This is a genomic window from Nostoc sp. (genome assembly GCF_036917195.1).
Taxonomy (GTDB): domain Bacteria; phylum Cyanobacteriota; class Cyanobacteriia; order Cyanobacteriales; family Nostocaceae; genus Nostoc.
This window is the reverse complement of record NZ_JBALDG010000051.1, coordinates 37088-57338: the sequence shown is the minus strand read 5'-3', so window position 1 is coordinate 57338 and position 20251 is coordinate 37088. Positions and strand designations below refer to the sequence as shown.

Sequence of the window (20251 nt, the reverse complement as noted above, 5' to 3'; positions counted from 1 at the left end):
CCAAAATTGCTATGAGCGTTACTCCTAAATCTGATATAAATTGGCAGCCGCTAGCATCGCCGCAAGTTGACGCTAATGCTGCACCTAACTTTTTCGGTGAATTGGTACAAGAGACGTTGGCTTTAACTCGTCGCTTGTTTATTCAGTTGCAACGGCGTCCCTCCACATTGGTTGCCGGAATTATTCAGCCAGTAATGTGGTTAGTGCTATTTGGTGCTTTGTTCCAAAATGCTCCCAAGGGTATATATGGCAATACAACAAATTACGGTCAATTTTTAGCTGCCGGTATAATTGTGTTTACAGCCTTTGCTGGGGCGCTGAATGCTGGTTTGCCTGTAATGTTTGATCGCGAGTTCGGCTTTTTGAATCGTTTGCTGGTAGCACCATTAGCATCGCGGTTTTCCATTGTCTTTGCTTCGGCAATCTTTATCATTAGCCAAAGTTTGCTGCAAGCAGCGGTGATTGTAGCGGCAGCAGCGTTTTTGGGCGCTGGACTACCAGATATAACAGGTTTAAGTGCGATCGCTCTAATTGTCTTCCTCTTAGCTTTGGGCGTGACAGCCATTTCCCTCGGCTTGGCTTTCGCCCTACCCGGACACATTGAACTGATTGCAGTGATTTTTGTCACTAACCTACCATTATTGTTTGCTAGTACTGCTTTGGCTCCTCTATCCTTCATGCCTCAGTGGTTGCAGTTTGTGGCTACCCTGAATCCTCTCAGTTATGCGATCGAACCAATTCGCTATCTTTATCTCCACAGTAATTGGGGACTAGGTAGTATAGTGATGCAGGCTCCTTGGGGCGATGTTACCTTTGGGGGAGCGTTGCTGGTATTGTTTGGCTTTGCCCTTGTCGCCTTAGTGAGTATTCAACCCCAACTGCGGCGGACTCTTGCTTAAGATAAAATAGAGAAATTTTAGGGTCAAAATCCCATGAAAAAACCATTTTTACAAATTCCTAGACTCTTTGTGGCTACTGTGGCAGGAATTAGCTTTGCTTCCTTGCTGATAGCTCAACCAAGTTCGGCTCAAATCAGCAGCCCAACTGATGCTTTTCCCAGTACTACTACAACAGACCAAAATACTGATCCGTTCTCCCGTTCAAACTCAGACAATTTCAACATGTTTGACCTGATTCATCGGGCAAATTTCGGGACTCTCAACTGGAATTCTGATCAACAGAACGAGCAACTCAACTCAGCCGCAGCAACCTTTAAAGCAAGGCAACAAAGACTAATTCGAGGTCAACAACAACAAGCAACCCCCGGTTTGCCAGCGGTTACACAACCAGTGATTACACCACGATCAGTTACACCACCATCAGGTAACTGAATTCAAACAAAGAACCCCAAGCTTTTAAAGCTTGGGGCTGAGACTATTTAAAAAATCCTTAGTTATCAGGTAAAAAAACTACAGCCCAAGTGCAGCTAAAATATCGCTAGCATGGTTGGTGGTATTTACATTAGCGTCAACATGGGTAATTTTACCGCTGGGGTCAATTACGTAAGTGACGCGCTTGGCATAACCGCCGCCATCCACATCAAAAGCTTTGATAAGGGATTTGTCGGTGTCAGCCAGTAGGGGAAAATTCAAATTATATTTTTGGGTGAATGCCTGATGGGAGACTTCATCATCAGCACTGACTCCCAAGATTACAACATCTTTACCTTGATATTGAGACTGGGCATCCCGAAAACTACAGGCTTGTTTGGTGCAGCCGGGCGTGTCATCTTTGGGGTAAAAATACAAAACGACCGTCTTGCCGGCAAAATCAGCTAACGAAACTGTGTTGCCGTTTGTATCTGTGGCGGTAAATGCAGGTGCATCCGTACCAACTGCTAGAGGCATAATTAACCTTTCCTGTTTCAGATTGTTGATGCACTTGAAATTTTACATTAATTTATAATGATTAAATATAATTACTGAAAAATAGCATAACTATACTTGAGGTAACTGATTTTGGTTAAATCAGGTAGCTGATACAAGAAAAAATATATTCTGAAATTAATCTTTCTTAGAAGAAAAATTTCTCCCCATACACAATGCCTGCTGTTGATTCCCAAAACCCAAATATTTTTGTCTATCCTCGAAGCACAGTAGAAAGAGCCGAACGATCGCTAGTGTGTTCACCCTTTAATCTATCTTTATTTGAAGTGATGGGACACCAGAGCGTGTCAATAACTGCGATCGCTCTAGAAAATGGACTCAAGCAGGGTTATACTAAGCGCCCTTTGTCAGAATTAGCATGTGACAGCGCCTTGGGCTGGCTGATCCAAGTGGGTGTATTGCGGCGAGAAGTTGATGGTCAGGGGATTACAGATAGTTTTCGCCTCACTCCCTTGGGACGGCAGTTAGTAGAACAATATCAGGGAAAAAATTGGCGGACTCCTTCATGGGGCGATCGTTTATCCGATGCTGTGATTCGTTGGTTACGGATACCCTTTTAGAATAAAAAACTAAAGAGTTAGGATTAGGGAATCAAAGGGAACAATATATACGGAAACATCACACCGATTCATGAAGTCTTTACCATAATCATCTAATTGAAATTTGTGATCGGGCTGGTAGGGAGTAAAAAAGCGAGACAGGGAGAGGAAGAGACGCTCTGACGCCAAGAAATTATTAAATTCTCTCTCCGTGTCCGCGTTTCCTTGTGTCTTCTTCCCTCCTAAAATTTAACCCTGTATTTTTATAAACTAAGTGATAGCAATTATGAAATCAATTATGGTAGTGGGGACAACATCCCATGCAGGGAAATCACTTTTAACTACAGCTATTTGTCGCATTCTGTCGCGGCGTGGCTGGCGGGTGGCTCCGTTTAAAGGTCAAAATATGGCTTTAAATGCTTATGTCACTGCTAATGGCGGAGAAATTGGTTATGCCCAAGCAGTACAAGCTTGGGCAGCGGGAGTTGTGCCTTGGGTAGAAATGAACCCAATTTTACTCAAACCTCAAGGGGATATGACTTCCCAAGTAATTATCAAAGGTAGGTCTGTGGGTAAAGTGAGTGCCTCAGATTACTACGAGCAATATTTTGACCTGGGGTGGCGGACAATTGAAGAATCGCTACAGCATTTAGGAACAGAATTTGACTTAGTGGTTTGTGAAGGTGCCGGTAGCCCAGCAGAGATTAACCTTAAGCACCGAGACTTAACTAATATGCGGGTAGCAAAATATTTGAATGCGCCAACCATGTTAGTAGTTGATATTGATCGGGGTGGTGCTTTTGCCCATGTAGTAGGAACCCTAGAGTTATTGGAACCGGATGAACGCGCCTTAATTAAGGGTGTAGTAATTAACAAGTTTCGAGGACAGCGATCGCTTCTAGATCCGGGGATAAAATGGTTAGAAGAACGTACAGGTATCCCTGTTATCGGTGTTATACCCTACTTACAAGAAGTGTTTTCAGCAGAAGACTCTCTTGATTTGCTAGAACGTGAATCGCATAAAGCCCAAGCTGACCTCAACATTGCCGTCATCCGCTTACCAAGAATTGCTAACTTCACCGACTTTGACCCTCTGGAATCAGAAAGCACAGTTTCAGTAAAATACCTCAGTCCTAAGCAAGATTTAGGACATCCAGATGCCGTGATTCTCCCAGGTACAAAGACCACAATTGCTGATTTGCTACTGCTGCAAAAAAGCGGTATGGCAGAGGCTATTCAACACTATGCCGCCTCTGGGGGAACGGTTTTAGGTATCTGTGGCGGCTATCAAATGCTCGGTCAAATCATCGCTGATCCAGAAGGGATAGAGGGACAAGCTGGGAGATACCAGGGGTTAAATCTTTTACCAATCAGAACTGTAATTACAGGACAAAAAATCGCCCGCCAGCGCCAAGTTAGCTCGAATTATCCGCAACAGGGCTTGCCAGTCAATGGCTTTGAAATCCACCAAGGGCGATCGCGCATCGAACAGCAAGGAATAGACCCTCAATCCTACCATGCCCTATTTGACGATATTAATTTAGGGTTAGTGGATAGTTGTCAATCCGTGTGGGGAAGTTACCTCCACGGGCTTTTTGACAATGGCCCTTGGCGACGGGCTTGGTTAAATCGCCTTCGTCAACAGCGCGGTTTAAAATCTTTGCCCACCGGTGTTGCTAACTACCGGGAACAGAGAGAGCAGATTTTAGATTCCTTAGCCATTGAAGTTGAAAGCCATTTAGACTTAATTCCATTTTTGTCTTAAGCTAAAGTGCATAAAAATTGCACATTTTTTCGTTAAGCTTATTATTTGTCATTTGTCTTTACAAAAAATTAATGACCAATGACAAAGAACAACCCTTACGAGTCAATACTAAATAAAATGCGTAACATTGATGATTGTTCGTGTCCGCTTTTTACCAGATGATGTCACAGTAGATGCTGAAGTGGGAGAAGCCCTCTTAGATGTAGCAGATCGGGCTGGGGTATTTATTCCCACCGGTTGTCTCATGGGGTCTTGTCACGCTTGCACCGTCGAATTAGAGGATGGAGAGATCATCCGCGCTTGTATCACCGCAGTACCAGCACGCGAGGAATTGACGATTAATTTGTTTAGCGACCCAACTTGGTAGTTTTTTAACCCTCTAAGTTCAGATAAAGAAGTAGAGGAGAAGAAACAAGATGAGTAAGCTTAAATACCAAATGGTAATTCAGTGGTCTGAGGAAGATGATTGCTTCTTAGTAGGATTCCCTGATTTTCCAGGACAACGCTGGCGAACTCATAGGGATACTTACGAGTTGGCTGTGGCAAATGGAATTGAAGCTTTAGAGTCTCTAATTATTGCTTACGAAGCTGTAGGTGATCCACTTCCAGAACCAACAGAAAGTAGAGTGCGTTAACGCAATTTATTAGATAGGAACTAATATTGCACAATTTGCGCGATCACAGCTTTTTTGTCTAAATAGTATTTTTATGTATTATTACTGATTCTTTTCACTTAAATAGTTTGTATATTAACTTGTCAATGTGTGCCTTAACTATAAAATTGGGCGTTTGCATTTGATAATAGTCGCATTGGTAAAAGCGTATGAGTATGAGTGAATTAGCACGCGAAAAACTTCTTGAATTATGTGCACCTGCTGTTGGTGATAAGTTGGTATATTCTTGTGGAGAGGCTCCAAATTATGAAACTTATGATTTCAAAACAGAATCTATTAAACCAGTTCCACCTAAAGCTTGGTATGTTAACAAGACTGCAAATGAGTCAGAACAGTATTTTACAAGTGGAGAATTGTATGAATATTTGAGCCAATTAAAGTAGGTCACCAGGAATAAATCTTATGTCAAAATACATAACAGTCCAAAACGGCAACGACAAGATCAAGATTAATAAGGATAAATTTAGCGGTTTCATCGACACAAATTTAAATCAGAATATCATTTCTCTTGCTTATGAGGATGATAATGGTATTCCCAAGGTAGTTAAAATTTATAAAGATAAAGATCCTACTGCCTTTGCAGAAGCCTTGGATTTTTTACAAAGTCTAAAATAAGTAGAAACTGTTTTTAAAATGCTTTAACACAGGCATTTAACGGTTAATGTTACTCAATTGGCGCCAACAATTGTTCAGGCTAGTAAGAAACTTTTACAGTTTGTTTCCTACTGCCTGTTTTTGCTATCTATAATCAATTAGCTTTAACATTCAGCGCGTATGCTTTAAACCTTTCCAAATCAGCTTGAATTGTCGATTCAACTATCCGTCCCAAAAACAAGTTATCCATAATTTTGCCAATAAGGCCGGGGATGGCGTAGGAAATGGTCATTTTGACAATACTACTATTCTGGCGATCATAGAAGCGAATCGCTCCCTGATTCGGCAAACCATCAATCGATTCCCATTGGATAATTTGGTTAGGAATAACTTTGAGAATTCGGGATTTCCAAGTAAATTCTAAACTGCCCGTCTTTAATTTCCAAAGAGATATATCTGGATTATCTGGCGGAATTTTTACCGAATCAATCCACTTCATCCACCGGGGCATTTGCTCTAAATCAGACCAGAGGTTCCATACTAAATCTATAGGAACTTCTACTTCTACCTGTACAGTATGCTCTAACCAATCTGACATTTTGTCTTCTTCCTTTGCGTTCTTTGCGGTTAGTTATTTCTTCAAACTTTCCAAAATCACTTTTGCCGCCCGCCGTCCAGAAATAGTTGCTCCTTCCATGCTGTCGATGTAATCTTGCTGAGTATAACTCCCTGCAAGGAAGAAATTATCTACTGGTGTTTTTTGGTTAGGACGGTACGCGTCCATCCCTGGCGCTTCTCGGTAGAGAGACTGAGCAAGTTTTACCACACTGTACCAAGTCATATTTAGCTCCCGCGACGAGGGAAACAGTTCATGCACTTGCTTGAGGACATGTTGCGCGATCGCTTGATTACTTTGTGCAATAAACGGATCTCCCGGTGTCAGCACTAGCTGTAACAATGACCCCTGTCCTGGGCGATAATAATCAGCAGGGCTAGTCAACGCCAAATCAGCAAAACAAGAAAAATCAGCATCGGCTGTGTACAGTAAATTATCGATTCCAGCCGCATGATTTAGCTGTTTACGTTGCTCTCCATCGTTCAGTTCCGTCACCCAACCATCGAAGCGTAACTGCACTGTAGCTACTGGTACTGCATCCAGTTTGTAAATATTGTCAAATTCTGACCACTTACGCCACTCGTGGGGTAGGATGCGTTGAATTCCTGGAACATCACAGGCAAAAACGTAAGCATCAGCAGTGATAGTTTCTACTGTATCACCTTGGGCAACTACTATACCAGTGACGCGGGTTTGTTCGTCTGATGTAAACTGAATTTCCCGCACTTGCCGACGTGTGTAAACTTTGGTGCCTCTAACTTCCAGATATTCCAGAATGGGCTTGTGCAAATACTCATGAGGAGAACCTTCCAGCATTCGCAAAACTGAGGCTTCAGTTCTGGCTGCAAATAACTGGAATATCGTTAACATACAACGGGCAGACATATTTTCGCAATCAATAAATCCCAATGCATAAGCGATGGGGTTCCACATGCGTTTGATACTGCCATTACTCCCACCGTGACTACGGAACCAGTCGGCAAAGCTGATTTTATCTAATTTGCGGATGGTTTTCATCGCCCCGTTAAAGTCTACCAATCCGCGAACTATCGGACTAGTACCCAAAGCGATCGCATTTTGCAATTTATCCTGCAACGATAGCTGAGAAGTAGTGAAAAATGCCTTTAAGCCATTGAAAGGCGCACCTGTAAGGAAACGAAAATCCAAAGCACCAGTGCGCCCCCCTTTGTTAATAAAAGTGTGGGTATGTTCCTTGAGGCGTAAGTTTTCTAACACCCCCACTTTCTTCATCAAGTCAAATAGTTGGTAGTAGCAGCCGAAAAATACATGCAACCCCATTTCTAGATGGTTGCCTTCTCCATCAACCCAACTGCCAACTTTACCACCCACAAACGGACGAGACTCAAAAATCTCTACTTTACAACCAGCATCCGCTAGATATACTGCGGTTGCTAGCCCAGCCAGTCCCGCACCTACGATTGCAACGCGCATTCCGTCGTTCCTTTTCAGTTTCTTTACAGATTGTAACTGGGTTGGTGTCGGAATTTGCTACTTAATATCAACTCCACCAGTATATCAAGGCATGGCAACATCGATACTAAAACCTCTTTGATCACTCCTGTTTAATCCCCGTAAATGACCAGACGCGAGAAAAATCGCGTCTGTATCGGCTAGACAAACGTTGTCCATCATGGCAAACTCAAAAAAGTATCATAGCTATTTTTTTTGTGGTAAAGCAGTTATCTGGTAAGTCGTAAAAGCATCTTCTTACCTGTTTACATCTTTGCTATCGTCGGAGATCGGCAAACTTCTAATCAGTTCGCGAATCACATCCGTTGCAGGTCTACCTGTTTGTTGACAATATTTATCTAGTTTTTCGGCTTCCTGTGTTGCGAGATTGACTGTTATGCGTTTTACGGCCCATTTTTTATTTGTCATTATCATGCTGCTATCTGCTGTATCTTTTAGTATTTTCGGAAGAGTCCAAGAAATGAGGGAACCGATAAGGTTATCAGAGTTTGTCGCCGGAAACAAGTAATACCATTAATATTAAAAATGTTCGTTTTGTCAAAGTATTCATCATTTTCTAAAAAAATCAAAAAACTACACTTTCTTTGTTACTATTTTGACAAGATAAACAGCACATAGCTGCTTTTGAAGCTGATAATCCCACTAACAGCATAAGTAAAGCCTGACAAAGAAATTTTATAAATGAATTTGAGACATCTACTTTTGACTCAATCAAGATTTACAAAATTATTCTTCATCGAAAGCATTTGACCTTCTGTGTTAACCAAGTTTGCCAAACCTGCTTTGAGGGAACATCTGGTATGACACCAGAAAATAAAGCTGTAGAATCACGATCATGCTGAAATGCTGGCTTACAGGCGGGTTTTAATGGTCTACAGAGGTCGCAAATAATCACTTAAAAGTAGGCAGATAAGCGATCGCTTTAGAATAAACACCCATCTGCACCCATTAATGTAACCAAGAAGTTCAAAGCCACGTGAACGGTTATAAATTTTGGCTCCCCTCGATCAAGCTGATTGCTTTTCCGTGCCAATATAGTAGGCATAAAAAAGGGGACAAGACTCAGTTTTCTGGGTGTAAATAGCCAAATTCTGTGATAAAATTTAACAGTATTATCTGTAATTTTACACAGATGAATAACCTCAAAATAAATATGATGTTATTTGAGTGTTGCTGATAATAATATTTTAGTTTTATTTCATACTTTTACACTAACTCATCGTAGAGAAACGATGAAATTTTAGATGTGTTTTCTCCTGCATCAAGCTATATAGTTTATGTTAAATTAAGCAATATTTTTGCCATTCCTAATATTCATCTATCAGCAGGTTATACGAATCATTTTTTTCCGATTACTCTGCTAAAGATTCCATATTAAACAGCTTTTTCATATCTAAAACCAAGAAAAAACTCCTACCAAAAAAGTTTTAAATTACCATTAATTTTTAGTAATTATCCTTGTAAAAAAAATGGTCTATTTCAATATTTTTGGGTAGTCTATTTATTATAGCTATGATTTCTATGCTTTAAATAAACTTTATTTAGATACTAAATGAGATAAATTTTACACTTTATAAAAAAATTACAAAGAAAAATCTCTTACCTGAGCTTTTGCTTAATGATATTGATACATAACAAGATCCTAAGCTCAAAAACTTGTTAAAAAAAAGATTTTGATATTGAAGTGTATCGGCTAGGTTTGATTAAACTGGATTTGGTAAATAATTCTCTGGTAATTTGTACTGATTTATACTGGAAAATCTCAAATTAAATTACTGGAAAACTATGAGAATACAGATACTTCATGAAATTTAAGTAAAATTAACTTTTAATCATTGGTCACATAGTGGCGTTGACATATACATGAATGTGGATAGCAAAGTGCCGCGCTTTAAGAGGTACGCGGATAAATAAGGATGAAAAGTGCTGAGTTGTGAGTAAAGCTGGAGACCTTTCCGTTAGCTCCAGTTAAAACACTGCCGTGCAGAGCATGTACTAAAACACCAATTCAGTAATCCTGGAAGAAACTCTCCCCCAACCCCTCGATCTTGGCGTCAGCCTGCCGTTAGGCAAGCAAAGAGGGGAGTTTGGCTCCCCCAACCCTACAAGGGACTGGGGGGTTAGGTTTTTGATTACTAAATCTATCCTCTAGGTGCAACAGTACTAAGTACAGCCCACCATAAATGAGGTACGGAATTCGTTTTTTGAATTAAACGTGTCTAGTAGCATCACAGTTTTTATTTCTGACCCCTTTTTGCGGTGACGTGTACTAAGTATTCAGTTTACTGACGACACAGTAATGCCACTTGCTCCTCAGTACTGAGTTTGCTCATACCGAGTTGCATTCAAAGATGGTACCAGAGGGGCAAAGGGGCAGGGGAGCATACAACTCTTGGAGAGGCTGCGCCCTAAGCGTACCTATGCCGTAGGCTTTACGACTGCGCTCAGTAACCAGAGGAGCAAAGGAGAAGAAATCGTACTACGTCAAACCGCAACTTAGTATCAATATGCAAATGAAATGCACATCAACTTAATTTCTCATAGCCACAATTTGAGATTGAGGATTGCGGCAATTCGTGCAACTATTCAAATTTAAGTTGGGGCATGAGTTGGAGAGTGCCAATACCTAAATCTTTAGGTGAAAGCGATCGCGCTTCAAACAAAGCCATCATATCTCGTAATTGAGGATTGCCACGGGAAGCTCCTGTTAGTCCTTTGGCAATGATTAAGCCACAGTAGCCCAAAGTATTTTTACACCGCTGATTCCATTTTTTCCGGGCTTCTACATGAATAGGATCTTCATCTAAAAATTCACCAAATAGGAATAATTCGCCATTTTGAGTTTGCAATAAACCGAGGTCGTAGCGATCGCCATCGAAGGGGTCGGCACCTGGATTAAAGCAAATTGCTGTTAGTCCACCTGTTGCTTCAATCCTTTCAATTACAATTTTAGCCTTGGGCCGAGAAGTTTGAATTAAAATCACCGGTAAACCATCACCCACTTGTTTGATTTCACCAGCCTTATGGTAGCTGACCCCCTTTCGCAGGTACTCCAACATTTCCCAGGACACTACACCTAAGCTGAGGAAAGAATCTTCCGGTATCAAGTCATCTTGCAATGATTGGAAAGTCGGGGAACCTTGGTTCCCAATCTCCTGTTCTTCGACATCAAAGCCAGCCATTTCCTCTAATTCTGCTGCTAACTGCGGCATGGTAGAGACTGTAACAGCCACTGATTTAGTTGATTCTTCCGACTGCGGCAGAGAAATGCGATAGCGACGGCTGAGGATGGGGAAGGTTTCTCCATGAAGTTGGCGACGGTGATCGCGAATAAAGCGGCTTAGGCTTTCGATCGCAACGAAGATTACAAGTGCTTCTTCCTCATACAAAACAGACCGTAGTCCTTCTAAGGGGTGGATATTACCAAAAGTGGGGTCAATTTCTGATAATGGCAGATCCGCCAAATCAGCTTCTTCGTCTTCGTCTTCATCTTCATCAGTTTCGTCAGTACTCTCAAAGGTGAGAAACAGGCAATCTTGCTTGAGGAACGCTTCTTCTAGATGATCGGTTGATTCTTCATCTTTTAAAACTGCGGCGCGAAACTGTTTTAAAGATTCTTCTGAGCGATAAAACAAAATCCCATACTCCATTCTCAGCATTCCCATGACTGAGGCGTAGAGTGTACCAATATCCCACTTATTAATCTCAATTGATAAAATTTGTTGTTCTTCCAAAAATTCCCAAGGTGCTGCTTGCCAAATTGCAAATGCTTTCTCGCGCAAGATTTGGGCATACTGTGGGGGTAAGTCAGGGGTTTGACTATCGAGGATGTCGGCGAACCCGCGAAACAGTTCGTCAATTAAAGGCAGTTCTGGTGCGTAGTCAATGGCAATATCTAAATCTTGCAGCACCCCCCGCAGGTAAAATTGGATCTCGCGGTCTTTAACTACAATTCTTTGGGGTCTGGCAGGTCTTGCCGGACTGTGGGGATGCTCCATTGCTCGCATTAAGGTACGAACTATTGCTTCTGGTCCGATATCTGAAGCTACCACGTCCATTCCTCGAACCACACCTTGGGAGTAATCTACCCAAAGAATGCATTCTCCCTTTTCTTCTGAGTCTGAGTGCTGGTTTGGTGATGACAACGGACGGCGATCGCCCTCCCATACAGAAGGAATTTGAGTTAATTTCTTCAAGCGACGACTGGTAGAGCGATTAAAGCTGGTCATAGAATAAGTTAATCAAAAGAAGCAATTTGGAAGTAAACTTTGGGAGATAGCTAGCCTCGGATTAAATTTTTATGGCTGCACCTGAAAGATAGTTGCTTCTCAGGCTGCCGCAAAACTTGAACTTCAGAAATACCGAATGTATAAATACACTGAATCTCTCAATTCTAGAATAGAAATCTTTGGCTGCTTTTGACGGAGTGTTTACAATTTGGCATCTAACGACATCTAAGCCGCTAGAATGAAAACAAAAACACCAAGGGCAACCCACAGGCATTAACAAGCCGATACAGGGTAACGCTTAGATTAATTAAGGAGTTAAAAAAGCAGATGACACAAGCTATTCAGGCTCAACAACGCGGAATTCTGTTGAGCCAAGCCGCATTGCACCAGGTAAAATCCCTCCGGGACAAGCAAGGCACAGACTTATGCTTACGGGTAGGAGTCCGTCAGGGTGGCTGTTCTGGGATGTCTTACATGATGGACTTTGAGGACACTAGCAAGATCACCTCTCAGGATGAAGTCTTTGACTATGATGGCTTCAAAATTATCAGCGATCGCAAGAGTCTATTATATCTCTACGGTTTAATGCTCGATTACAGCGATGCCATGATTGGCGGTGGCTTCCAATTTACTAACCCCAATGCCAACCAAACTTGTGGTTGCGGCAAGTCATTTGGGGTTTAGTTAAGACCAAAGCCGGAGACTCCGAAAGCTCCGGTTAATAAGTCTATAGTCAAGAGTAGAGGTTTTTTAACTATTGACTATTAAGCCATGACTAATGACTATTAACTAATGACTATTGATTAATTTACTATGACTCAAACAGTTGAATCCCTGTTTGATACAGGTTTAGAGCGCTATAAAGCAGGAGAAGCAGTAGATTCTTTAATCCCTGTATTTAAAGAAGTGTGCGATCGCGCTCCTAAAACTAGTTCTGCTTGGATTTGTTTAGCGTGGTTATATCTACTCGATAACAAACCCAATTTGGCTTACAAAGCCGCACAGAAGGGAGTCAAGTTAAATCCACAAGACCCACAAGCTAGAGTAAATATCGCCTTAGCAATGTTGGAAACAGGTCAAAAAGGTTTACGAGAACACATTGATATAGCACAACAGCTAATTTTTGTCAACCCAGAATGGCGTGATGAAATAAAAAGCAGTATTGAAGACGGTTTAAGTAGAAAACCAGATTGGCAGAGTTTGACAAAAGTCAAAAATTGGCTGTTGGAGGAGTGAGAAGTTAAGAATTAGGAGAGACGCGATTAATCGCGTCTCTACAGGAGTTAGGAGTTAAATTCAAGTCGGTAATCCTCACTTCTAACTTACCCGTCACTTAGTTAGCAGTCGTAAAATTTGGGGCAATTAGACAAAAGGATAGATGAAAGATAAATTGTTGAATTGGCTAAACATGGTTTTAGTCGCAGATGTTTTTTTGGTTTTATTTGGCTTTGTCTGGTTAGCGATCGCAGCGATCGGTGATACTGTAGGAGTCAACCTGGGTTTGGATTTATGGCATAAACTGTGGCAACCCGTGTTTAACCCGGCGATTGGCATCCTTATGGGCGGTGCGATTCTCAGCGGTATTATCAGTTGGGTTTCAAGAAGATTTCTCTCTAGTCAATAGTTCAGGGATTGGGCATGGGGTATGGGGCATGGGGGATTGGGCATGGGGCATGGAGCATTGTTAGCTTTCTAACTCCCCTGCTTCTTTCCAGTCCCCAGTACCTAATATCTGATACCCAGTCTCTTTAAACTGTGACTTTTGACTCTATGTAAGAATTTGCGTTAAAGCTGATTGCAAATTTGGGTATTTGTACTCAAAGCCTGTTTCTACGGTACGTTTTGGGATGACTTGCTGACCTTCTAAAACTACTATAGCCCCGTCTCCTAAAAGAGCTTCGATCGCAAAAGCAGGAACAGGCAACCAAGAAGGGCGATTCATCACTCGTCCCAAAGTTTGGCTTAAATCTGCCATTCGGACTGGGTTAGGGGCAGTGGCATTATATACACCTTCTATTTCCGGTTTAGTTAAAGCTTGCAGAATCAGTTTAACTAAATCGTCTACGTGAATCCAAGAGAACCACTGCCGACCACTGCCAATGGGGCCACCAGCGAAGAGTTTGAAAGGCGGAATCATTTTACCTAAAGCACCACCATTGCCCAGCACAATCCCAAGACGCAGAATTACCAACCGTACACCAGCATCTTTTACCTTTCTCGCTTCTGTTTCCCAGGCTTGGCAGACTTGGGCAAGAAAATCGTTACCAGATAGACTTGTTTCATCAAAGGTTGCGCTTTCACTAGTGCCGTAGTAGCCAATAGCCGAAGCGTTAACTAATACTGTTGGTTTGGGGTTAGCGTTGGCTATTGCTTCAACTATTTTTTGTGTAACTAACTTCCGGCTATTGAGGATTTCTTGTTTGCGTTCTGGTGTCCAACGTCCTTCACCAATAGGTTCTCCTGCCAAATTAACTACGCCATCACAACTAGCAATGACATTTTGCCAAGAACCAGATGCATTTGGTGTATAGGCAACAATTTCTAGATTGGGGAAAGCCTCGGATGGAAAAACCTTTTGAGCAAAGGCGGTGTTCCGAGCTAATACTACTATTGTATCACCTTTTGCGTGGAGTCGTTGTACTAAACGACTACCAACAAATCCTGTTGCTCCAGTAATTGCGACTTTCATTTTCTACCTCAGCCAAAGCTTTATTGTAAAGTTTTTGATCAAACTTTCAGCTTACGGTACTTTCCTTCTCGATAGAAGAGATATGACTGTATATCTGGTAATGCCTAATCTTAAAACTCAAAAACTTTACTTTTTAATGACTTTCTGTTTAGATGCTTCGGTATTATAGGATGGACGGAGTGTTGCAAGGCGTGGGGCTATTATGGCTCGCTATACCTGTTCATTTATTGTTTCTGTTCCTAGTGACCATCTCCAGCCATTACTCGTAGAACTTCTACAGGACTGTCAGTTGGATATTCAATACCACACGGGCGATTACATTATCGCTCGTGAAGTTCCCGGCAATGTTCCTTTTCCTAAATTGGTCACAGTAGAAGTACTGATTGATAAATCAAAATCTACTGAAACAGAAACCCGGATGAGTATTGTGATTAAAAATGAAGAACTACCACTCCAACTAGATAATTACTGCCGACAAATGTTTGAATTCATCAAGCAGGCTATTGAAAGTAGCCGCCATTGGCATTTGATTGAAAGTCTTGCAGGATAGCTTTAGTGAGTGATTGAATTGCCTACGAATTTTAGATAAAAGATTTTAGATAAAAGATTTTTTGGTTCATGCCCCGCCCCGCACTTCTGACAGGGCGGGTAGCTTGCTTCTCCGTAGGAGTACGTGGGCGGAACAAATCCAAAATTCTCAATTTAAAATTCGGCTTGCCCCATACCTAATCTTGCTGGGGTCAGCACTGAGCGAACGCAAGAGCGTCTCTAAGAGTTGCCGAAGTGTCAATTCCACTATCCAAAATTGATTGACATTCCCACGACTTGAAGCCGTGAGAGTGTCAGACTGTGATTGGTAGTTTAGAATTCAATCTCCCACATCCTCTAAATCCTCGGCCATACCGGGGTTTATTAGTGTAATGTCGTACTCGCTCGAATCGGTTTGTCCCAAACGCTGAGTGTTTTTTAAAAGGTAATAAATGGCACGGACTTGAGGGCCAAAAACGATCTCGTCTTCATTTTTGAGATCGTGGGCTGGTATCTTACGTCCATTAATCATCAAACCGTTGGAGCTAGGCTTACCTTTGGCATCGCCATCTACAATTCGGTAATAGTAGCTATGACTATTATGCTCTCGTGGCAATCTCACTAATGTGGCATGGCGGCGGGAGACAAACTGCGACATCAAACGGATATTACATTCGCGGTCTCTACCGATAGAGTAGACGGGTTGCTCCAGAGAAAATTCTTTGCGACCTTGATCGTCTTCAATAATCAGTAGATGGTTTTCATTAGTTTCTGCTGCCATTGACAAATCGGTGGAACTGTGATTAATCAAGATTTGTTTAGTATCGTATCCTGCGATTTTCGCGCACCAGAAGTCTGTGGTGCTGATCTAAATAAGCTTTAAAATTGCATAATACCTTGAAAGAGTAGAACATGGCCGTTCTACTCCAGTAGCTATGATAGCTTTGGTAAGTGTCTCAAGAGGCTTTGTGGGCTGCGTAAAATCCTGACAGGGCGACTCAGTTTAACTTGAGATGGGAATAATCTAGATTTGTGCTGGGAAATTTTACGTGCAAAAGAGTATTCTACGGGTAATGAGCTAATCGCCGTAATAATATTGAGTTTGTGACGACACTAACAGAGCTAAAAGCCATTAAGGCAGCAGCACCAGATGGGTTAAGGACAAAACCCAAACTAGGGAACAAAACACCAGCTGCTAAAGGAATGCCAAGTGTATTATATGCAAAAGCCCAGAATAAATTTTGGCGGATTTTGTTGAAAGTGGCGCGACTAAGCTCAATAGATTCGACGACATCGTTTAAGCGATCGCGCATTAGGACAATTTCAGCAGTTTCCATGGCCACATCTGTCCCGGAGTGTAAAGCAATTCCTACATCTGCTTGGGATAAAGCTGGAGCATCGTTGATTCCATCTCCTACCATTGCGACTACTGAGTGCTGAGTTAGGAGTGAGGAGTTAGGAGTTGCTTTTGTCCCTGCTTGTTGTAGAGACTGGATTGCAGCTGCTTTTTTAGCTGGAGGGACACCCGCTATTACATCAGCACTAGCTAATCCTAGTTGTTTGGCTATGGCGCTAGCTGCTTCTTTGCGATCGCCACTGAGCAGCATTACCCGTAAGCCCATCTGACGCAACTTGTCTACGGTAGATTGGGCATCTGGTCTGAGAGTATCAGAAACAGCAATTAACCCGGCTAAAGTTCCCCCAACTGCTACGCAAACGACTGTTTTACCATCTGTTGCCAAATCCTGTGCTACCTGTTGTGCAGTTTCGCTAATCGCAATGCCGTGCCAACTCAACCAGTCCCAGTTACCCAATAGTACAACTGTGCCCTCTACCACAGCAGACACTCCTAATCCTGGTTCTGTGTGAAAGTTTACAGCCTCTGGAATAGATAACTGTTGCCGCTGTGCTTCTTGCTGAATCGCTTTTGCTAGGGGGTGGTGAGTACCGCTTTCTACGGCTGCTGCTATTTGGATCAGGGAGTAGGGATTCCCACTGCCCATTTCTGAAATTAACAGACAATCTGTGACGATGGGATTACCCGTGGTCAGAGTGCCAGTTTTATCAAAGACTACCGTGTTTAACTGGTGTACTCTTTCCAAAACATCGCCGCCTTTGATTAACAGACCCCGTTCTGCGCCCATAGCAGTCCCAACAAGAATGGCTGTTGGTGTGGCAAGTCCCAAAGCACAGGGACAGGCGACTACCATAACTGCGATCGCTAGTTTTAAGCTGATTAATAGGGGGGAGTGGGGAGTTGGTAGAGACGCGATTAATCGCGTCTGTACGGAGTGGTCAGCGTGGCTGATCATTTCCATACCACCAGACATACTGACATCAGTCCAGATATGAGTACCGAAAAAGTACCAAAAGACAAATGTTAATACAGATGCTGTCAGCACACCGTAGGTAAAATAACCAGCTACTGTATCTGCTAATTTCTGTACTGGAGCTTTCCGAGTTTGGGCGGTTTCTACTAAAGCGACAATTTGAGCTAGAGTTGTATCACTTGCAGTCCGGGTTGCCTGAATAGCGATCGCTCCTGACTGGTTTAGTGTCCCTCCGGTCACAGTATCTCCCGGTTGCTTGATCGCTGGCACAGCTTCCCCAGTCAGCATTGACTCATCGACCGTTGTTTGACCAACCACCACTTCACCATCGACAGGGATTTTATCACCTGGCAGCACTTGTAACCATTCACCAACACGCACCTGTTCAGCAGGAATCTCTACACTAGAAGATCCCACTCCGACTTTCTCTGGGTTGGCAATCAATCGCGCTAAGAGTGGCTGGAGTGCTAGCAATTTCCTAAATGCAGCAGCAGCGCGACCTCTAGCTTGTTGCTCTAATGTCCTTCCCAAAAGAATAAAGCCCAGCATCATTACTGGTTCGTCAAAGAAGCACTCCCAACCCATTTGGGGAAAGAGCAGCGCTACTAAACTAGCAATGTAGGCTGTCAGCGTTCCTAATCCCACCAGGGTGTTCATGTTAGGCGCATTTCGCCGCCAGCCCAGCCAGCCATCTACTAAAATAGAGCGGCCAGGAATTAATAGCGCCACTGTCGCCAGTCCACAATGAAACCAGATGTTATTTAGCAGTGGCAGCACTGAGCTACCAAGATTACCAAAATGTCCGCTTCCCGACAATAACAGCAATATCGCAGCGATCGCCAACTGCCTAACAGAAGAGCGCATTTCTCGGCGTTGTCGTTCTGCTGGGTCTGGTAAGGTAGATATCTCGCCTGCTACTGTGCCCCTAGCTTTTCGGGGTTGAGTGGGGAATCCAACGGCTGTTAATCGCTGTGCTATTGCATCTGCATCTACCGCACCAGTTTCTGACTCTACAACTGCTACCTCTGTGGCCAGGTTCACACAGGCACTCTTGACTCCTGGATGTTGGGTTAGCTGTCGCTCTACTGCATTCACACACCCAGCACACTTCATGCCCCCAACATCGAGAATAATTTTCTCTAGGACTGGGTCAAATTCTGGGACTAGCTTAGTTTTCGGGACAAGTTGCATGGCAAGTGTTTAGATTCGCTACAGAAATTCAACGCCTGACTAAAAGCGTCTCTAATTTGAGCGTAGGCGAAATATGGAACTACGACTGTATGTCAACCCTATTAAATTTATTAATTTATCGTATCTCGCTAAGGGTCAATGACGGCTCCAGCGGAGATAAGTCACATAGATAATAGCTACCACTTGCATTGGCATGAGGACAATCAGGCTTTTCCAAAAATTGTGAATTTCCAAATTAGACATGGCGCTGAAATAGCCAAAACCCAACAAAAAGAAGAGTATCCAGATCAGCTGTTTACGTTTGATAGTTAACATAGCAGTAGGATTCAGAATTTTTTAGCAAAAGTATCTATTTATACCTATAAGTCTGTACAGAATACACAATAACTTTAATTAATAGTTATTCAAGAAAGAAGCTTACCCAAGGGAGAGTTAATAAAATAAAGATACATTTCTCAAGTTTGTAATAGGTTATACAAACGGAAAATATAGTAGGTCATGATGTAATGTCCCACTAATTAGTTGTCATTGCATTGGCGCAGCCTGACCGTAGGGTACGAAGTGTTCGCGGTAGCGTCTCGTAGAGAAGCAATTTCCGAACCGCAAGTGAATTGCAACTCTACAAGACGCAATCGCGTTCGTTCTACTTCGTTGCACTCGCAATGACATATCCTAAGTGATTAGGTGGACATGATATGAATACCTAAGGCTCTTAACAAGATAGTGCAGATGCCACTTCTCAACCATAAATGATATCCATAATTTAAGTGTATTTATTGTTACTTGTATTTATGGATATCTCATAGTAATAAATTGTCAAATTTTAGCTAATCCAGAATATAAATAAGCACTTTAGCGTTACGGTAGACAGAATTGTAAATGTAAGAAATGACAAATTTTTTTCAAATATGCACTCAAGATGTATAACTTTACAGAGTAACCCAAATGTGAAATATAAGTTTTTAGAACCAGCCCTGCTTATTCACAAAGTAGGTATTTACAAATTCTTCAGGGGACTTATTCAAATAGATCATGCCTTCAATTAAACCTACAAGTAACATAATTAAAAAGGCAACACCGTAGCTGAAAGAACCCCCGACTACTGAAATCACCAACATGATAAAGCCTTGTGGAGCGTATCCTAGAATAAATTTATGAACCCCAAATGCTCCAAGAATAATGCCACAGTAACCAGCTAGAAGTTGTTTGGTAGGGTGACTGGGGTTGATATTTGCCATATGAGTGCTGCTCCTTGATAAGTGAGGTATAAAAATAAAGTCTTTATTGTAATGAAAGCAAGTAACTGTATTTGCTGAATAAATAAATTTTTAATTTTTTTAGTATCAGTAAGCCTCAAGACAAATAACCAAAATCAGCGTGCTTCTATTCCAGAGGAGACGCTAAAACCTCTTGCGGCATAGCCTGAAAATCTGGTGCTCCTTAATAACTTTTGATGGATTTGATGATCACAAACCCTGGTGCAGCAGTTTTGCAGATTTTCAGGTAAAACATTGATCTTGAGAATAATGAACCTCAAGAATCAGCAAAAACTGCTACACCACTTTTTACAAGTCCATCAGTATTATTTCCGGATTTTTTTTTGATCGCTTCCAGTGGGCGTGAAACGCCATCACACCAATCACTAGACCAGTTATTGACTAAAATCACCCGGATGATAATAAATTTAACTAGATAGTTTGTTGTTTATGTTAACAGCAT

Annotated in this window: 22 protein-coding genes; 12 read left to right on the top strand and 10 right to left on the bottom strand. The window is 42.1% G+C overall.

The window, feature by feature from the left end:
* Window positions 1-11 precede the first annotated feature (11 nt).
* Window positions 12-899 carry an ABC transporter permease gene (locus V7K40_RS16180; RefSeq protein ID WP_334961289.1) on the top strand — a complete coding sequence of 296 codons (888 nt, stop codon included), beginning with the start codon at window positions 12-14 and terminating at the stop codon, window positions 897-899.
* Between the two features lie 33 nt (window positions 900-932).
* The gene (locus V7K40_RS16175; RefSeq protein WP_334961287.1) at window positions 933-1331 is read left to right on the top strand and encodes a hypothetical protein; all 399 of its coding nucleotides are present in this window, start codon (window positions 933-935) and stop codon (window positions 1329-1331) included.
* A gap of 78 nt (window positions 1332-1409) precedes the next feature.
* Here the strand turns inward: V7K40_RS16175 and V7K40_RS16170 are convergent, their stop codons facing one another.
* Window positions 1410-1847 carry a peroxiredoxin gene (locus V7K40_RS16170; protein WP_334961285.1) on the bottom strand — a complete coding sequence of 146 codons (438 nt, stop codon included), beginning with the start codon at window positions 1845-1847 and terminating at the stop codon, window positions 1410-1412.
* A 194-nt stretch (window positions 1848-2041) separates the two neighbouring features.
* On the opposite strand from V7K40_RS16170, the gene V7K40_RS16165 reads away from it, so the two are divergent.
* The 6 genes from V7K40_RS16165 to V7K40_RS16140 all read left to right on the top strand — a co-directional run bounded on the left by V7K40_RS16165 (window position 2042) and on the right by V7K40_RS16140 (window position 5479).
* Window positions 2042-2446: an Npun_F0494 family protein gene (locus tag V7K40_RS16165; RefSeq protein WP_334961283.1), complete on the top strand. Its 405-nt coding sequence runs from the start codon at window positions 2042-2044 to the stop codon at window positions 2444-2446.
* Window positions 2447-2711: 265 nt separating this feature from the next.
* Entirely contained in the window at window positions 2712-4190 is a 1479-nt protein-coding gene (gene cobQ / locus V7K40_RS16160; RefSeq protein ID WP_334961281.1) for a cobyric acid synthase CobQ, read from the top strand.
* 130 nt (window positions 4191-4320) lie between these two features.
* Window positions 4321-4557, top strand: coding sequence for a 2Fe-2S iron-sulfur cluster-binding protein (locus V7K40_RS16155; protein WP_094346338.1), 237 nt, complete (start codon window positions 4321-4323; stop codon window positions 4555-4557).
* A 49-nt stretch (window positions 4558-4606) separates the two neighbouring features.
* A complete protein-coding gene (locus V7K40_RS16150; RefSeq protein WP_334961280.1) occupies window positions 4607-4825 on the top strand; it encodes a type II toxin-antitoxin system HicB family antitoxin in 219 nt (72 codons plus the stop codon).
* Between the two features lie 194 nt (window positions 4826-5019).
* Window positions 5020-5247 (top strand): hypothetical protein, encoded by a 228-nt coding sequence (locus V7K40_RS16145; RefSeq protein ID WP_334961278.1) that lies wholly within the window; start codon window positions 5020-5022, stop codon window positions 5245-5247.
* Between the two features lie 19 nt (window positions 5248-5266).
* Entirely contained in the window at window positions 5267-5479 is a 213-nt protein-coding gene (locus V7K40_RS16140; RefSeq protein ID WP_334961276.1) for a hypothetical protein, read from the top strand.
* 133 nt (window positions 5480-5612) lie between these two features.
* Here the strand turns inward: V7K40_RS16140 and V7K40_RS16135 are convergent, their stop codons facing one another.
* The 4 genes from V7K40_RS16135 to V7K40_RS16120 form a co-directional block, all read right to left on the bottom strand.
* Window positions 5613-6056 carry an SRPBCC family protein gene (locus V7K40_RS16135; protein WP_334961274.1) on the bottom strand — a complete coding sequence of 148 codons (444 nt, stop codon included), beginning with the start codon at window positions 6054-6056 and terminating at the stop codon, window positions 5613-5615.
* A gap of 33 nt (window positions 6057-6089) precedes the next feature.
* Entirely contained in the window at window positions 6090-7526 is a 1437-nt protein-coding gene (zds, locus tag V7K40_RS16130) for a 9,9'-di-cis-zeta-carotene desaturase (RefSeq protein WP_334961272.1), read from the bottom strand.
* A 276-nt stretch (window positions 7527-7802) separates the two neighbouring features.
* Window positions 7803-7979, bottom strand: coding sequence for a CopG family transcriptional regulator (locus V7K40_RS16125; protein WP_334961422.1), 177 nt, complete (start codon window positions 7977-7979; stop codon window positions 7803-7805).
* 2168 nt (window positions 7980-10147) lie between these two features.
* A complete protein-coding gene (locus tag V7K40_RS16120) occupies window positions 10148-11794 on the bottom strand; it encodes a hypothetical protein (RefSeq protein WP_334961270.1) in 1647 nt (548 codons plus the stop codon).
* A gap of 327 nt (window positions 11795-12121) precedes the next feature.
* On the opposite strand from V7K40_RS16120, the gene V7K40_RS16115 reads away from it, so the two are divergent.
* The 3 genes from V7K40_RS16115 (at window position 12122) to V7K40_RS16105 (ending at window position 13418) form a co-directional block, all read left to right on the top strand.
* On the top strand, window positions 12122-12478 hold the full coding sequence (locus tag V7K40_RS16115; RefSeq protein WP_334961268.1) for an iron-sulfur cluster assembly accessory protein: 357 nt from the start codon (window positions 12122-12124) through the stop codon (window positions 12476-12478).
* A gap of 129 nt (window positions 12479-12607) precedes the next feature.
* Window positions 12608-13030 carry a hypothetical protein gene (locus V7K40_RS16110; protein ID WP_334961266.1) on the top strand — a complete coding sequence of 141 codons (423 nt, stop codon included), beginning with the start codon at window positions 12608-12610 and terminating at the stop codon, window positions 13028-13030.
* Window positions 13031-13172: 142 nt separating this feature from the next.
* Window positions 13173-13418, top strand: a complete 246-nt coding sequence (locus V7K40_RS16105) for a hypothetical protein (protein ID WP_334961264.1) — start codon at window positions 13173-13175, stop codon at window positions 13416-13418.
* A gap of 144 nt (window positions 13419-13562) precedes the next feature.
* Here the strand turns inward: V7K40_RS16105 and V7K40_RS16100 are convergent, their stop codons facing one another.
* On the bottom strand, window positions 13563-14483 hold the full coding sequence (locus tag V7K40_RS16100) for a TIGR01777 family oxidoreductase (protein WP_334961262.1): 921 nt from the start codon (window positions 14481-14483) through the stop codon (window positions 13563-13565).
* A 202-nt stretch (window positions 14484-14685) separates the two neighbouring features.
* On the opposite strand from V7K40_RS16100, the gene V7K40_RS16095 reads away from it, so the two are divergent.
* A complete protein-coding gene (locus V7K40_RS16095) occupies window positions 14686-15033 on the top strand; it encodes a hypothetical protein (RefSeq protein WP_334961261.1) in 348 nt (115 codons plus the stop codon).
* Between the two features lie 318 nt (window positions 15034-15351).
* Here the strand turns inward: V7K40_RS16095 and V7K40_RS16090 are convergent, their stop codons facing one another.
* The 4 genes from V7K40_RS16090 to V7K40_RS16075 all read right to left on the bottom strand — a co-directional run bounded on the left by V7K40_RS16090 (window position 15352) and on the right by V7K40_RS16075 (window position 19770).
* Window positions 15352-15849, bottom strand: a complete 498-nt coding sequence (locus V7K40_RS16090) for an FHA domain-containing protein (protein ID WP_334961420.1) — start codon at window positions 15847-15849, stop codon at window positions 15352-15354.
* 226 nt (window positions 15850-16075) lie between these two features.
* Window positions 16076-18532 carry a heavy metal translocating P-type ATPase gene (locus V7K40_RS16085; protein WP_334961259.1) on the bottom strand — a complete coding sequence of 819 codons (2457 nt, stop codon included), beginning with the start codon at window positions 18530-18532 and terminating at the stop codon, window positions 16076-16078.
* Window positions 18533-18667: 135 nt separating this feature from the next.
* Window positions 18668-18847, bottom strand: a complete 180-nt coding sequence (locus tag V7K40_RS16080; protein WP_334961257.1) for a hypothetical protein — start codon at window positions 18845-18847, stop codon at window positions 18668-18670.
* A 647-nt stretch (window positions 18848-19494) separates the two neighbouring features.
* Window positions 19495-19770, bottom strand: coding sequence for an NINE protein (locus tag V7K40_RS16075; RefSeq protein WP_273768245.1), 276 nt, complete (start codon window positions 19768-19770; stop codon window positions 19495-19497).
* Window positions 19771-20251 lie beyond the last annotated feature (481 nt).

What these genes read in the sequence shown, in the direction of transcription:
- V7K40_RS16180 (WP_334961289.1), top strand. Translation starts at nt 12, where the DNA reads ATGAGCGTTACTCCTAAATCTGATATAAATTGGCAGCCGCTAGCATCG.
- V7K40_RS16175 (WP_334961287.1), top strand. Translation starts at nt 933, where the DNA reads ATGAAAAAACCATTTTTACAAATTCCTAGACTCTTTGTGGCTACTGTG.
- V7K40_RS16170 (WP_334961285.1), bottom strand. Translation starts at nt 1,847, where the DNA reads ATGCCTCTAGCAGTTGGTACGGATGCACCTGCATTTACCGCCACAGAT.
- V7K40_RS16165 (WP_334961283.1), top strand. Translation starts at nt 2,042, where the DNA reads ATGCCTGCTGTTGATTCCCAAAACCCAAATATTTTTGTCTATCCTCGA.
- cobQ (WP_334961281.1), top strand. Translation starts at nt 2,712, where the DNA reads ATGAAATCAATTATGGTAGTGGGGACAACATCCCATGCAGGGAAATCA.
- V7K40_RS16155 (WP_094346338.1), top strand. Translation starts at nt 4,321, where the DNA reads ATGATTGTTCGTGTCCGCTTTTTACCAGATGATGTCACAGTAGATGCT.
- V7K40_RS16150 (WP_334961280.1), top strand. Translation starts at nt 4,607, where the DNA reads ATGAGTAAGCTTAAATACCAAATGGTAATTCAGTGGTCTGAGGAAGAT.
- V7K40_RS16145 (WP_334961278.1), top strand. Translation starts at nt 5,020, where the DNA reads ATGAGTGAATTAGCACGCGAAAAACTTCTTGAATTATGTGCACCTGCT.
- V7K40_RS16140 (WP_334961276.1), top strand. Translation starts at nt 5,267, where the DNA reads ATGTCAAAATACATAACAGTCCAAAACGGCAACGACAAGATCAAGATT.
- V7K40_RS16135 (WP_334961274.1), bottom strand. Translation starts at nt 6,056, where the DNA reads ATGTCAGATTGGTTAGAGCATACTGTACAGGTAGAAGTAGAAGTTCCT.
- zds (WP_334961272.1), bottom strand. Translation starts at nt 7,526, where the DNA reads ATGCGCGTTGCAATCGTAGGTGCGGGACTGGCTGGGCTAGCAACCGCA.
- V7K40_RS16125 (WP_334961422.1), bottom strand. Translation starts at nt 7,979, where the DNA reads ATGATAATGACAAATAAAAAATGGGCCGTAAAACGCATAACAGTCAAT.
- V7K40_RS16120 (WP_334961270.1), bottom strand. Translation starts at nt 11,794, where the DNA reads ATGACCAGCTTTAATCGCTCTACCAGTCGTCGCTTGAAGAAATTAACT.
- V7K40_RS16115 (WP_334961268.1), top strand. Translation starts at nt 12,122, where the DNA reads ATGACACAAGCTATTCAGGCTCAACAACGCGGAATTCTGTTGAGCCAA.
- V7K40_RS16110 (WP_334961266.1), top strand. Translation starts at nt 12,608, where the DNA reads ATGACTCAAACAGTTGAATCCCTGTTTGATACAGGTTTAGAGCGCTAT.
- V7K40_RS16105 (WP_334961264.1), top strand. Translation starts at nt 13,173, where the DNA reads ATGAAAGATAAATTGTTGAATTGGCTAAACATGGTTTTAGTCGCAGAT.
- V7K40_RS16100 (WP_334961262.1), bottom strand. Translation starts at nt 14,483, where the DNA reads ATGAAAGTCGCAATTACTGGAGCAACAGGATTTGTTGGTAGTCGTTTA.
- V7K40_RS16095 (WP_334961261.1), top strand. Translation starts at nt 14,686, where the DNA reads ATGGCTCGCTATACCTGTTCATTTATTGTTTCTGTTCCTAGTGACCAT.
- V7K40_RS16085 (WP_334961259.1), bottom strand. Translation starts at nt 18,532, where the DNA reads ATGCAACTTGTCCCGAAAACTAAGCTAGTCCCAGAATTTGACCCAGTC.
- V7K40_RS16080 (WP_334961257.1), bottom strand. Translation starts at nt 18,847, where the DNA reads ATGTTAACTATCAAACGTAAACAGCTGATCTGGATACTCTTCTTTTTG.
- V7K40_RS16075 (WP_273768245.1), bottom strand. Translation starts at nt 19,770, where the DNA reads ATGGCAAATATCAACCCCAGTCACCCTACCAAACAACTTCTAGCTGGT.